Genomic DNA, 13,778 nt, shown 5'->3' with positions numbered 1-13,778 from the left:
ATATGAGGAAAAGATAATGGATGACAAGTTAAGAGAAGAGATCAACAGAAGAAGGACATTTGCCATAATTTCACATCCTGATGCAGGTAAGACTACACTCACAGAGAAGTTTCTGCTCTTTGGCGGCGCAATAAACACAGCGGGATCTGTAAAGGGAAAGGCAAATTCCAAATATGCAGTGTCGGACTGGATGGATATAGAGAAGGAGAGAGGTATCTCGGTAACCTCGTCTGTTCTGCAGTTCAATTATGACGGATATTGCATAAACATACTTGACACACCTGGACATCAGGATTTCTCGGAGGATACCTACCGTACACTTATGGCTGCGGATTCTGCGGTCATGGTGATCGATGCATCCAAGGGTGTTGAGGCTCAGACCATAAAGCTCTTCAAGGTATGTGTCATGAGACATATACCTATATTCACATTTATAAATAAGATGGACAGAGATGCAAGGGATACATTTGAGCTTCTCGATGATATAGAGACTGTTCTCGGTATCAAGACATGCCCTGTCAACTGGCCTATAGGTTCAGGAAAAGAGTTCAAGGGTGTATATGACAGAAAGACCAAGATAGTGTCTACGTTCCAGGCTATATCGACAGGTGGAGCCAAGAAGGCGGAGGAAACAGATTATCATATAGACGATGAGGCTCTCAAGGAGCTTGTCGGCCCATACCTCTTTGACCAGTTCAATGAGGAGATAGAGCTTATAGATGGTGCCACAGAGGAGATGGATATAGAGAAGGTCAGAGCCGGAGAGCTCTCCCCTGTATTTTTCGGTTCTGCGCTGAATACATTTGGTATCGAGCAGTTCCTGAACTATTTCCTTAAGATGACGACACCTCCTATCGGACGTAATTCATCAGAGGGAATCATAGATCCTGTAACAGAGCCGTTCTCAGCTTTTGTGTTCAAGATCCAGGCAAATATGAACAAGGCTCACAGAGACAGAATCGCATTTATGAGAATCTGCTCTGGTAAGTTTGAGGCAGGCATGGAGGTATATCATGCTGCCAGCAAGAGAAAGATCAAGCTTTCCCAGCCTCAGCAGCTTATGGCTCAGGACAGAAAGATCGTCGATGAGGCTTATGCCGGTGACGTTATAGGAGTATTTGATCCTGATCTGTTCTCCATCGGAGATACGCTCACAACAGGCGGAAAGAAGTTTGAGTATGAGGGTATCCCTACATTTGCACCGGAGCACTTCTGCAGGGTTGTTCAGCTCAACAGCATGAAGCGTAAGCAGTTTGTCAAGGGCGTTACCCAGATTGCCCAGGAGGGTGCTATACAGATATTCCAGGAGTACACTGCGGGACTTTCGGAGATCATAGTCGGAGTTGTAGGTGTGCTTCAGTTTGATGTACTTAAGTACAGACTTGAGAATGAGTACGGCTGTGAGATAAGACTTGAGCCGATACCATATAACTATATCAGATGGGTGAAGGATCCTACCATAGACGTGACAAAGCTCAAGCGTGTGAGCGATGTCAAGAAGGTTAAGGACATGAAGGGTAATCCGCTTCTCCTGTTTGCAAATGAGTGGGTCATCGATCAGGTCCTCCAGCATAATGAGGGACTTGAACTTGAGGAGTTCAGAAAGAACTAGATATACGAAGATAAGAGACCATGAAGATGATGAGTGACTTAGGACACAAATTGGTTTTCATGGTCTTTTTGCGTGCATATATATCAGTAAAAGTGGTGCAAATATGAATAAATTAGCATGTATCTGACAATCCTAGTGTTAGACAGATAACACGTGGAGGGACATGATATGGCGCTGAACAGAGTAGTTATATGTGGTGTAAATACATCGAAATTACCATATCTTACAGAGGATGAGAAGAACATGCTGTTTGACAGGATGGAGCAGGGAGACAGCTCTGCCCGGGAGGAGTTTATAGAGGGGAATCTCCGCCTTGTGCTCAGCGTGATCCAGAGATTTGGCAGTTCAAATGAGAATCCGGATGATCTGTTCCAGGTTGGCTGTATAGGGCTTATCAAGGCGTTGGATAATTTTGACAGAAGTCTCAATGTCAAATTCAGTACGTACGCTGTGCCTATGATCATAGGTGAGTGCAGAAGGTATCTCAGAGATAACAATGCTATAAGAGTATCAAGGTCATTGCGTGATATAGCCTACAAGGCGATATATGCCAAGGAAAATCTCCAGAAGACAAAGGATAAGGAGCCGACGATAGAGGAGATAGCGGAGGAGATAAGTATACCGAAGGAAGATATAGTCATGTCGCTTGATGCCATATCGGCACCGCTGTCCCTGTATGAGCCGGTGTATCAGGAGGGTGGAGACACCTTGTACATCATGGATCAGATAAGAGACAGAAAGAATAAGGAGGAGATGTGGGTTGAAAACCTTGATCTCAGAGAGGCTATGGACAGGCTGTGCGACAGGGAGAAGAATATAGTGAGGCTGAGATTTTTTGAGGGAAAGACCCAGACGGAGGTGGCGGAGGAGATATGCATATCCCAGGCACAGGTCAGCCGCCTCGAGAAGAATGCGATAAAAAGTCTTAGAAGGTATCTTGAGGACAAGTAATAGTGATACACAATATAAATATCCCCGCTGTTTTTACAATAACAGCGGGGATATTTATTGTGCAATACATGCATATAGTGATAGAAGACGATCAGATGAGATAACTTGTACCGAGATCAACATCCTTTACATCGTGTCTGGTCACAAGGCCATCTTTTTCTATGTCGTGCTGTATCTTTTTCAGTGTTTCCATTGGAAGCTCAGTCATGAGAGCAACCTCCTCAAGAGAGATATCGACCTTGAGCATCTTTTCTGCCATATCGTATTTGGCTTTTGTTGTATTGTTCATAAAAATCACTCCTTGGTGTGCTTGTTTAAATCCTGCTCAGCCCATGCTAAGAACTTGTCGTTTGCATCGATCACCTTCTGCATTGCAGCGTGTCCCGGAGCACCGATTGTGTTACGCTTCTGAACACATTCTTCCATGCTGATGGCTGTATATATGTCATCTTCAAATACAGGACAGATGGCCTTGTACTCGTCGAGACTAAGCTGGTCGAGGGAGATGTTCTCCTCTATGCACTTCAGAACGAGCTGGCCGACGATGCCGTGTGCATCACGGAAAGGTACACCGTGATTTACAAGGTAATCTGCGGCATCTGTTGCGTTGGTGAATCCGTTCTTGGCTGATGCTTCCATTCTAGGCTTGTTGACTGTCATGGTGGCTATCATGCCTGTGAACAGTGCGAGACATCCCTTTACAGTGTCTATCGCGTCAAATGTGAGCTCCTTATCCTCCTGCATGTCCTTGTTGTATGCGAGAGGGATTCCCTTCATGGTTGTGAGAAGGGAGGTGAGAGCACCGTAAACCCTGCCTGTCTTACCTCTTACGAGCTCGGCTATATCCGGGTTCTTCTTCTGTGGCATGATAGAGCTTCCTGTGCTGTATGAATCATCGATCTCAACAAACTGATATTCATTTGAGTTCCAGATGATGATCTCCTCGGAGAAACGTGAGAGATGCATCATGATGGTAGACATGGCGGATAAAAGCTCTATGCAGTAATCCCTGTCGGCAACTGAATCCATGCTGTTGAGAGTCGGACCGTAGAAGTCCAGCAGAGAAGCGGTGAGCTCTCTGTCGAGCGGATATGTGGTTCCTGCGAGGGCACCTGATCCGAGAGGACAGTAGTTCATTCTGTCATATATATCGTTCATTCTGTCGTAGTCACGCTTGAACATCTCCATGTATGCTCCAAAGTGATGTGCCAGAGTTATTGGCTGTGCCTTCTGGAGGTGAGTAAATCCAGGCATGTATGTGTCGATGTGCTCATTCATAAGTCCGTGAAGAGTAGTCAGAAGCTTGTAAATAAGCTCCTTGAGCTCGATGATCTCGTCTCTTACATAGAGCTTCATGTCCAATGCGACCTGGTCGTTCCTGCTTCGTCCGGTGTGGAGCTTTTTGCCCACATCGCCGATCCTGTCGATGAGATTTGCCTCGACAAAGCTGTGTATATCTTCGTATTCTGAAGTGATCTGCAGAGAACCGTTCTCCACATCGTTCAGTATGCCCTTAAGTCCCGCTATGATCTGATCTCTTTCTTCGTCAGTGAGAATACCGGATGAAGCGAGCATGGTTACATGTGCGATACTTCCGCGGATATCCTGTCTGTAGAATTTCTGATCAAATGAAATAGATGCGTTAAAGTTATATACTAATTTGTCTGTTTCTTTTGTGAAGCGTCCGCCCCAGAGCTGAGCCATATTAAATCCTCTTTTCTGTTATTTTTTTGTTTTAGGTTGAAAACTGAGTAAATTATAAGGTAGTTTTCAAACAACGTACATTTTACAACATAAAAGTGCGCATATCAACACAAATAAGGTTTATTTATAACCACAGGAAATGCGTGGTTGGTGCTTGCGGCGCAAAAGTACAGATGATAAAATATACAGGCGGATAACCGCAGCAAAGCAGGGATGGAGGATTGACAGGAAGTTTGGGTACAAAAAAGAAGATTCTTGGAGTTATAAGTATTGTAGTTGTTCTCTCGCTGATGATGGTGGGAGTGCGGTGGCTGTTCTTCAATGTGATCAAGAGCAGCCAGATGCTTGATGGCCTGGTGGAGTTCCGGGCGGCCGTTGTCCAGGATATGGAGGACGGAGACGCGTCGGGCATGTATTATGTAAGTAATGTGGCGAAAAATGATGTGCACAACATCAACAAATATATAGATTCGGCATACGGCTCAGTGGATACGTACAGGATAATAATTGAGACGGGAAGATATCTGGCAATACAGCTCAACTATGAACTGTCGGATAATTATTATGCTGTCAGAAAATATATAGAAGGAACGGATATCCCGGAGGACAACATAAGGGCGAAGCAGATATATGAGGTGATCGACAGCTTTATAAATGACAACATTTCAGATGGCATGAGCGACCTTGACAAGGAGATCGCCGTGCACGATTATATAGTGGAAAACTGTGTCTATGGATATCCCGACAATAATGATGATGCATATACGGCATATGGAGCGCTGGTGCTTCACCAGAGCGTGTGCGACGGCTACGCTGAGGCGTTCTTCATAATCATGTCCTGTCTGGGCGTCAAATGTGACATAGTAGTCGGAAGCACGGAGGAAGGACTTCATGCATGGAATCAGATAGAGCTCGGCGGAGAATGGTATAATGTGGATCTGACATGGGATGACTCGCTGCCGGATATGGGCAGCTATCTGAAGCACACCTATGTGAATGTCGATGACAGCACACTGGAACTGACTCACTCATGGGAAAAGCAATTCTACAGAGAGTGTGCCGACACAGCGTATAATTTCTATAAAAAGAGGTTTTATACCTATGACTCGTTCGATGAGTATAAAAAAGGCATAAGGATACAGATGGGCGGCAGTAATGTGCTGGAAGCTGCTATATATACAGATGACGAAACATTTGACTTGTCATTTCTGTACAATTATGGCAATATAAGGTCTATAAATTATGTGGTGGAAGATATGGGCGGCTACAAAGTTGTCGTCGTATATCTTAATATGAAGTGATAAAAATAGAATTGACATAATGGCGCGGAGGTGCGATATGCGAAAAAGAGAGTTTATGGATGAGCTGAAGAAAGCTCTTGATGGAAATGTCTCAACGCAGACATATTATGACACGATAAATTATTATGAGGATTATTTTAAGAAGCAGAAAGAAGCAGGCAAGTCAGAGGAGGAGATATGTTCATCTCTGGGATCTGCAAGACTGATCGCCAAGACGATCATTGACACAGAGGGACAGGGCGCAAGCGGAAGATATTATGATACAGAATCCTCTTCGTATGATGACAGCTACAACACCCGCAAAGCCAGCGGAAGCAGTCAGAAGGGCTGGCATGTAAATGTGGACGACGAGGGCAATACAAGCTTTGCTTATGGCAAGCTTGATTTCAGTTCACCGATAGGCAAGGTGCTGACAGCGATAATACTCATTCTTGTGGCTGCACTTGTTATAGGTATAGTGCTTGGAGTTATCTGGCTGGGATTTAAGATAGTGTGGTATATCGTGATACCTGTTGTCATCATTCTGTTCATAGTGAATCTCATTATTTACCTGTTTGGTGGAGGCCGATAAAAAATAAAATAAAAAAAGTGAAAAAAGTTGTTGACAAAACATGGTCACTTGAGTATACTAACAAAGGTGTCAGCGATGACACGAAGTAATATGGGATCTTAGCTCAGCTGGGAGAGCATCTGCCTTACAAGCAGAGGGTCATAGGTTCGAGCCCTATAGGTCCCATTTACAAGACATGGCGAGATAGCTCAGTTGGCTAGAGCATGCGGTTCATACCCGCAGTGTCGAGGGTTCGAATCCCCCTCTCGCTACTATTTGATGAGACGGAAGACATTCCGTCTTTTTTTTATTCATATAAGGAGGATATCACATGAGAGTTGGAATGGGATACGATGTCCACAGACTAGTTGAGGGACGAAAACTTATAATCGGAGGAGTTGAGATTCCATATGAGAAAGGACTCCTTGGACACAGCGATGCGGATGTACTTCTTCATGCGATAATGGATGCGCTTCTCGGTGCTGCGGCGTTGGGGGATATTGGAAAGCATTTCCCTGATACTGATGAGAGGTATAAGGGAGCGGACAGCATGAAGCTCCTGTCAGAAGTGAAGAGACTTCTCGAGGAGAAGCTCTACATCATCGAGAACATAGATGCGACCGTAATTGCCCAGAGCCCTAAGATGGCGCCGTACATTGATCAGATGAGGGAGAATATCTGTAATTGCCTGTGTATAGACAAGGATCAGGTCAATATCAAGGCGACAACGGAGGAGAAGCTTGGGTTTACCGGAGGGGGACTTGGAATAAGCTCCCAGGCGGTGTGCCTCATAGAGTCGGCATTTAATTACGCCGGAGATGATGCCGGAGCTGTCAGAACGGCAGGCTGTGGCGGATGCGGTGGATGTCCAGCGGGAATAAGATGACAAAACAGCCCATGTATGCTAGAATATAAGGGCTTAGAATTTTAAAGAACTTAAGGAGAAAAAAGGTATGTTAAATGATGGTTATGCAGAACATATAGTTAAGGCGAAGACACCTGCGAGTGTTACCTGCGGTATGGCTGCCGGAATCGTGCTGATGATCGCCGGACTTGGCGCAGCGATGTTCGTTCAGGGTTTTGGCAGTATTGGATTCCTTGTTGCGATTGCAGGCGCTGTTGTATTTGGTATTTTTGTTTCCAGAAGAGAGACGGAGTATGAATATATAATGGTGAATGAGGATATAGACATCGCAAGGATCATTGCTAAGAAGAGCAGAAAAAAGATTATGAGCTTCAGCAACGCCGATGTAAAGTTTATTGCTAAAGAGGGATGCATTTACCTTGATAATGAGCTTCAGCAGGACAGCTCAATAAAGACCAGGGATTTCACATCAGGCAATAAGCAGAATCAGGATGGCGTGTATGTGTTTGTCCTCAACAAGAACGGCAAGGCTGAATTTGTGAAGCTTGAGCTCTCAGACAGAACTATTGATCATGTAAATAACTTTTTCAGAGGAAAGTATAAAGAATAAATAATATTGACCCTCACGGTTGATACTAAACTGTATATATACAGGAGGTGTCGCTGTGAGGGTCTTTGTGTGTAAGTGCTTTACTATATTTATGACGGGTGGGATGATATATTATTTCCTGGAGATATCAGCCAGGCATTATTCCCATTATTCCATGATAATTTGTGGAGGTCTTGCTACGCTTTTGTGCGGCGGACTGAACCAGATGTTTCCGAAGATGGGGATACTTGCGCAGATGCTGGTTTCCTCTGTGATAATATCTGAGCTGGAGTTCCTGACCGGGTATGTTGTGAATATAAGACTAGGACTTAACGTGTGGGATTACTCTGATATGCCGTTAAATCTTGCGGGGCAGATATGTGTGCCTTATTCTATCCTGTGGATGTTCCTGTCGCTGATCATAATATATGTGGATGATGAGATACGGTGTCATATGTATAATGAAGAAAGGCCTGAGTACAGATTAATATAAAATATGGGAAAAAGCTCTTGATTCCATAGGGGAGTGGAGTAACAGCTTTTTCCCATATTCCATGTGTGTGCATATTTAATAAATTCCGTGTGAAAATATTATGATTCAAGGGGAGTAATCTTTAAACCCTTATAAAGCTTAGTATAAAGATTGCGCTCATCAGAGTACAACATTATACCACGTGAATCGCGTACGATATACGCATATTTGTTCTTCTGCACATTCATGTAAAGAACTTCATCAACGTTGAGCTCCTTGGCTTTGACCTTGGCAACGCTGACGCTGAGCGGCTCTAACTTGTACTTTTTAATTGCCTGCTGAACTGTCATAATCTACACCTCCATTGATAAATGATCATAACGTGCTTTAGTAACTATCTACAGTATATTGTAAAGATATAACAAAGTCAACTAGTAAACATGCACAAATGTGCAAAAGATAATCGAATGTTGTAAAATGTGGTGTGAAATATCAACAAAAAAAGGAGAAAACAATGATGCAAAATGCAAATTATTATCAAATGATGGAGAGACAGATAGCTGAATTTGATAGTGAAAATACACAATGCGGCAGAAAAAAACTATTGCTGCACTGCTGTTGTGCGCCATGTTCCAGCCATTGTCTGTCGGTCCTTGCGGAGCATTTTGACATAACAGCTTATTTTTACAATCCAAATATAACGGATTACGATGAGTACATAAAAAGATTCCGTGAGCTTGACAGATTTGTACATGAAGTATATGTGGAAGGAGTGGATGTCGAACTGGCGGAGTATGAGCCGCAGGTGTTTCTGGATATGGCTAAGGGCAGGGAGGATCTTCCTGAGAGAGGACTCAGGTGCTATGACTGCTATAAGCTGAGACTTGAGAAGAGCGCGATCCATGCGAAGAAAAATGAATATGACGTATTTACGACCACATTGTCGATAAGCCCCCACAAGAATGCGGACTGGCTGAACGAGATAGGTGCAGAGATGAGCAGGAAATACGACATAGATTATCTGTTCAGTGATTTCAAGAAGAAAAATGGATATAAGCACTCGATAGAGCTGTCAAAGGAATATGGATTATACAGACAGAATTTCTGTGGATGTGAATTTAGCAGACGGGCTGCTGAGCTCAGAGATGAAAAAATTAATAAAAATATTGAATAAAAAACAAGATTTTTGCCGTGAACACAAAAATAAAAAATATATCGAAAAAAATATTGTACCGCCTTGTCAAATGTGGTAGTATTTATTAAATTAAGAAAAAAGAGGCCAATAAATGTGGGTTATCTCAAGCGTTCCCCCCGTTTTCACTCTTTTTTTTTGAGCAAAAATAGAAAAAACGAAAGGAATACGATTATGAAAGCTTTTTTGATACTTGAAGACGGACACGTGTTTGAAGGTAAAAGTATTGGCTCTACTGACGAGATAATCAGTGAGATAGTATTCAATACTTCGATGACCGGCTATCTGGAAATTCTTACAGATCCATCATATGCAGGGCAGTCAGTATGTATGACATATCCGCTTATAGGCAACTACGGTGTATGCAGAGAGGATATGGAGGCTGGCAGACCTTGGCAGTCAGGATTCATTGTTAGAGAGCTCTGCAAGACTCCTAGTAATTTCAGAAGCGAGATGACCATAAACGAATTTCTTGTTGAGAATAATATAACTGGTATAGAAGGAATAGATACCAGAACACTTACCAAGATCCTCAGGAAAGATGGTACCATGAGAGGCATGATCACAACTGATGAGAATTATGATTTTGATGAGTGCATGAAGCGTATTAAGGCATGGAAGATGGGACATGTTGTTCTCGATGTTACATGTAAGGAGAAAATATTCTATCCTGGTGACGGATTCAAGGTTGCAGTCATCGATCTCGGTGTTAAAAAGAACATCGTCAAGTCCCTCCTTGCAAGAGGTTGTCAGGTTACTGTATATCCTGCAGAGACACCTGCTGAGGAGATCATCGCAGACGCTCCGGACGGAATCATGCTTACAAATGGTCCTGGAGATCCAAAGGAGTGTAAGGTCACAATAGCTCAGGTAAAGAAGCTTTTCGATACAGATATTCCAATTTTTGCTATATGTCTTGGACATCAGCTCATGGCGCTTGCCAACGGCGGTGATACAGAGAAGATGAAGTACGGACACAGAGGTGCAAACCATCCTGTAAGAGATATGAAGACCGGCAAGGTATATATTTCAACACAGAATCACGGATATATGGTCAAGGAAGACAGCCTCGACAGAAAGATCGCAGAGGTCAGCTTCGTCAATGTAAATGACGGAACAGTAGAGGGAGTTCACTATCTTGGAAAGAATGCACAGACAGTTCAGTTCCATCCGGAAGCATGTGCAGGTCCGCTGGATACAGATTCACTGTTTGATACATTTATGAATATGATGGAGGTGTCAAAGTAATGCCAAAGAATCCTAATATAAAAAAGGTTGTAGTTATCGGATCAGGTCCTATAGTCATCGGTCAGGCTGCTGAGTTTGATTACGCCGGAACACAGGCATGCCGTTCTCTTAAGGAAGAGGGACTGTGCGTTGTCCTCATCAACTCAAACCCTGCAACCATCATGACGGACAAGGATATAGCAGATAAGGTATATATTGAGCCTCTTACGGTTGATGTTGTAAAGGCTATCATTGAGAAGGAGAAGCCGGACAGCCTTCTGCCGACACTCGGCGGTCAGGCAGCCCTCAACATCGCCATGGAGCTTGATGAGTCAGGTTTCCTCAGAGAGCATGACGTGCTTCTCATAGGAACATCATCAACGACCATCAAGAAGGCCGAGGACAGACTTGAGTTCAAGAAGACTATGGAGAAGATCCATGAGCCTGTAGCACCTTCAGAGGTCGTTACAACAGTTCAGGGCGGTCTTAACTTTGTCAAGAAGATTGGATACCCTGTAGTTCTCCGTCCTGCATATACACTTGGAGGTTCAGGTGGTGGTATCGCTGAGAATGAGGAAGAGTTCAAGGAGATCCTCATGAACGGTCTGAGACTTTCACGTGTAGGACAGGTTCTTGTCGAGAGATGTATCGCAGGATGGAAGGAGATCGAGTACGAGGTTATGCGTGATGCAAATGGTACATGTATAACCGTATGTAACATGGAGAACCTTGATCCTGTCGGAGTACACACTGGAGACTCTATAGTCGTGGCTCCATCACAGACACTTGGTGACAAGGAGTACCAGATGCTCAGAAGCTCAGCACTGAACATTATCTCAGAGCTCAACATCAAGGGTGGATGTAACGTTCAGTTTGCTCTGAATCCTAATTCATTTGAGTATTGTGTTATCGAGGTAAACCCAAGAGTTTCAAGATCATCAGCACTTGCATCAAAGGCAACCGGATATCCTATTGCAAAGGTATCTGCCAAGATAGCCCTTGGATACAACCTGGATGAGATCAAGAACGCTATTACAAAGAAGACATATGCCAGCTTTGAGCCGGCACTTGATTACGTGGTTGTCAAGATTCCTAGACTTCCATTTGATAAATTCATCGCCGCTGACCATGATCTGACAACACAGATGAAGGCAACCGGTGAGGTTATGAGTATCTGTACAAACTTTGAGGGTGCACTTATGAAGGCTCTCCGTTCACTGGAGCAGCATGTAGACAGTCTCTGGTCAAGCAGATACAAGGATATGACAGACGAAGAGGTTATAAAGCTTCTCGGACATGTTGATGACAGACGTATCTATGTCATAGCTGAGGCTATCAGACGTGGAATATCATACGATCAGATCTATGACATTACCAAGATCGACAGATGGTTCATAGACAAGATCCACAACCTTGTTAAGGCTGAGAGAAAGATAATCGAGTCCAAGGGAGATATCTCCAAGGAGCTAATGAAGGAGATCAAGAGAGTTGAGTTCCCTGACAAGGTTATCGCGAGACTCACAGGCAAGACAGAGAAAGAGATCAGACAGATGCGTTACGACTACGGTGTAACAGCACACTTCAAGATGGTTGATACATGTGCAGCAGAGTTTGATGCCATGACTCCATATTACTATTCATGCTTTGATTCTCTGGAGAACGAGGTCGCTGAGGACAATTCAAAGAAGAAAGTAATGGTACTTGGTTCAGGCCCGATCAGAATCGGACAGGGTATAGAGTTCGATTACTGTTCAGTTCACAGCACATGGGCATTTGAGAGAAAGGGTTACGAGACAATCATCGTCAACAACAACCCTGAGACAGTCAGTACAGACTTTGATATAGCAAACAAGCTTTACTTTGAACCTCTTACAGCGGAGGATGTTGAGGCTATAGTAAATCTGGAGCATCCGGATGGAGCTGTTGTACAGTTCGGTGGACAGACCGCTATCAAGCTCACAGAGGCACTCATGGAGATGGGGGTACCAATCCTTGGAACAAGTGCAGAGAATGTAGATGCAGCAGAGGACAGAGAGCTCTTCGATGAGATCCTTGAGAAGTGTTGTATACCAAGACCTGCTGGTAAGACGGTATTTACAAGAGAGCAGGCGCTTGAGGCTGCAAATGAGCTGGGTTATCCGGTACTTGTAAGACCTTCATACGTTCTCGGTGGACAGGGAATGCAGATCGCGATCTCTGATAAGGATATCATAGAGTTCATGGATATCATCAACAGACATACCCAGGAGCACCCAATACTTGTAGATAAGTACATCATGGGTAAAGAGGTCGAAGTCGATGCTGTATGTGATGGAGATGACATACTTATCCCTGGTATCATGGAGCATGTTGAGAGAGCCGGAATACATTCAGGAGACAGTATCTCGGTATATCCTGCACAGACACTCTCACCAAAGACAAAGAGAGTCATCGCTGATTACACCAAGAAGCTTGCAAACAGCCTGCACGTAATCGGACTTATAAATATACAGTTTATTGCATACAATGATGAGGTATATGTAATAGAGGTAAATCCTCGTTCAAGCCGTACAGTTCCATATATAAGCAAGGTAACAGGAATACCTATCGTAGATCTTGCAACACGTGTTATCACAGGTGAGAAGATCAAGGATATGGGTTACACACCTGGTCTTCAGCCGGAGTCAGAGTATTTCGCGATCAAGAAGCCTGTATTCTCATTTGAGAAGATCAGAGGCGCTGAGATAAGCCTTGGACCTGAGATGAAGTCAACAGGAGAGTGCCTTGGTATATCCAAGAACTACAATGAGGCTCTGTACAAGGCATTCCTTGGAGCCGGAATCAATCTTCCAAAAACCAAGAAGATGATCCTCACAGTCAAGGACTCAGATAAGATGGATGCTATAAATATCGGTAAGAGATTTGCTGCTCTTGGATATGAGATATATTCAACAAGAAGCACATGCAGAGTTCTCAATGAGAATGGTGTTCCTGCAAAGCTCATCAACAAGGTTGAGGAGCCATCACCAAATCTGCTTGACCTGATACTGAGCCATGAGATCGATCTGATAATCGACACTCCATCACAGGGTGTTGATAGAAGCAAGGATGGATTTATTATCAGACGTCACGCAGTTGAGACAGGTGTTACATGTCTTACAAGCCTTGATACAGCCGATGCGCTGCTCACAAGCCTTGAGACCGCTGATACCACAAAGCTTTCACTCGTGGATATAAGCGAGATATAAGTTCTGATTAAACAGATAAAAAATGGGGCAAAATGATAAACAACGTTAAAAGGGGTTGTCATTTTGCCTCATTCAATTTATGCTTGTT

At 43.7% G+C, this 13,778-nt stretch carries 13 protein-coding genes and 2 tRNA genes; 12 read left to right on the top strand and 3 right to left on the bottom strand.

Translation table 11 applies throughout. The annotated features are described in order from the left end of the window. Nucleotides 1-16 precede the first annotated feature (16 nt). On the top strand, nucleotides 17-1,612 hold the full coding sequence (locus DWW70_RS02180) for a peptide chain release factor 3 (protein ID WP_055222719.1): 1,596 nt from the start codon (nucleotides 17-19) through the stop codon (nucleotides 1,610-1,612). Nucleotides 1,613-1,780: 168 nt separating this feature from the next. Next, nucleotides 1,781-2,563, top strand: coding sequence for an RNA polymerase sporulation sigma factor SigG (gene sigG / locus DWW70_RS02175; protein WP_022216377.1), 783 nt, complete (start codon nucleotides 1,781-1,783; stop codon nucleotides 2,561-2,563). Nucleotides 2,564-2,654: 91 nt separating this feature from the next. On the opposite strand, the gene DWW70_RS02170 is transcribed toward sigG, so the two are convergent. Both DWW70_RS02170 and argH read right to left on the bottom strand, forming a co-directional pair. Beyond that, nucleotides 2,655-2,852, bottom strand: coding sequence for a hypothetical protein (locus DWW70_RS02170; RefSeq protein WP_022216378.1), 198 nt, complete (start codon nucleotides 2,850-2,852; stop codon nucleotides 2,655-2,657). A gap of 5 nt (nucleotides 2,853-2,857) precedes the next feature. After that, nucleotides 2,858-4,267 (bottom strand): argininosuccinate lyase, encoded by a 1,410-nt coding sequence (argH, locus tag DWW70_RS02165; RefSeq protein WP_118649171.1) that lies wholly within the window; start codon nucleotides 4,265-4,267, stop codon nucleotides 2,858-2,860. Nucleotides 4,268-4,500: 233 nt separating this feature from the next. Between argH and DWW70_RS02160 the strand changes: the two genes are divergently transcribed. The 7 genes from DWW70_RS02160 (at nucleotide 4,501) to DWW70_RS02130 (ending at nucleotide 8,065) form a co-directional block, all read left to right on the top strand. Continuing rightward, nucleotides 4,501-5,568: a transglutaminase domain-containing protein gene (locus tag DWW70_RS02160; protein WP_243017646.1), complete on the top strand. Its 1,068-nt coding sequence runs from the start codon at nucleotides 4,501-4,503 to the stop codon at nucleotides 5,566-5,568. Nucleotides 5,569-5,605: 37 nt separating this feature from the next. After that, nucleotides 5,606-6,139, top strand: coding sequence for a DUF1700 domain-containing protein (locus DWW70_RS02155; RefSeq protein ID WP_117548890.1), 534 nt, complete (start codon nucleotides 5,606-5,608; stop codon nucleotides 6,137-6,139). A gap of 92 nt (nucleotides 6,140-6,231) precedes the next feature. Continuing rightward, nucleotides 6,232-6,304 (top strand) — tRNA-Val (locus tag DWW70_RS02150). A gap of 12 nt (nucleotides 6,305-6,316) precedes the next feature. Then, nucleotides 6,317-6,390, top strand: a tRNA-Met gene (locus DWW70_RS02145). Between the two features lie 59 nt (nucleotides 6,391-6,449). Further along, the gene (ispF, locus tag DWW70_RS02140) at nucleotides 6,450-7,004 is read left to right on the top strand and encodes a 2-C-methyl-D-erythritol 2,4-cyclodiphosphate synthase (RefSeq protein WP_022216382.1); all 555 of its coding nucleotides are present in this window, start codon (nucleotides 6,450-6,452) and stop codon (nucleotides 7,002-7,004) included. A gap of 67 nt (nucleotides 7,005-7,071) precedes the next feature. Further along, nucleotides 7,072-7,593 carry a DUF6106 family protein gene (locus DWW70_RS02135; RefSeq protein WP_022216383.1) on the top strand — a complete coding sequence of 174 codons (522 nt, stop codon included), beginning with the start codon at nucleotides 7,072-7,074 and terminating at the stop codon, nucleotides 7,591-7,593. Nucleotides 7,594-7,648: 55 nt separating this feature from the next. Beyond that, on the top strand, nucleotides 7,649-8,065 hold the full coding sequence (locus DWW70_RS02130; RefSeq protein ID WP_022216384.1) for a putative ABC transporter permease: 417 nt from the start codon (nucleotides 7,649-7,651) through the stop codon (nucleotides 8,063-8,065). Nucleotides 8,066-8,163: 98 nt separating this feature from the next. On the opposite strand, the gene DWW70_RS02125 is transcribed toward DWW70_RS02130, so the two are convergent. Then, a complete protein-coding gene (locus DWW70_RS02125; RefSeq protein WP_022216385.1) occupies nucleotides 8,164-8,394 on the bottom strand; it encodes a hypothetical protein in 231 nt (76 codons plus the stop codon). Nucleotides 8,395-8,558: 164 nt separating this feature from the next. On the opposite strand from DWW70_RS02125, the gene DWW70_RS02120 reads away from it, so the two are divergent. The 3 genes from DWW70_RS02120 (at nucleotide 8,559) to carB (ending at nucleotide 13,690) form a co-directional block, all read left to right on the top strand. Continuing rightward, nucleotides 8,559-9,218, top strand: coding sequence for an epoxyqueuosine reductase QueH (locus DWW70_RS02120; protein WP_118649170.1), 660 nt, complete (start codon nucleotides 8,559-8,561; stop codon nucleotides 9,216-9,218). Nucleotides 9,219-9,410: 192 nt separating this feature from the next. Continuing rightward, nucleotides 9,411-10,484: a carbamoyl phosphate synthase small subunit gene (locus tag DWW70_RS02115; protein WP_022216387.1), complete on the top strand. Its 1,074-nt coding sequence runs from the start codon at nucleotides 9,411-9,413 to the stop codon at nucleotides 10,482-10,484. Beyond that, nucleotides 10,484-13,690 carry a carbamoyl-phosphate synthase large subunit gene (gene carB, locus DWW70_RS02110; protein ID WP_055144327.1) on the top strand — a complete coding sequence of 1,069 codons (3,207 nt, stop codon included), beginning with the start codon at nucleotides 10,484-10,486 and terminating at the stop codon, nucleotides 13,688-13,690. The genes DWW70_RS02115 and carB overlap by 1 nt, the downstream gene beginning before the upstream one ends. Nucleotides 13,691-13,778 lie beyond the last annotated feature (88 nt).

The organism is Coprococcus sp. AF16-5 (assembly GCF_003479365.1).
In the GTDB taxonomy this organism is placed as follows: domain Bacteria; phylum Bacillota; class Clostridia; order Lachnospirales; family Lachnospiraceae; genus Coprococcus; species Coprococcus aceti.
The sequence above is the reverse complement of the archived record's forward strand: the minus strand, read 5'-3'. Positions and strand labels throughout refer to the sequence as shown.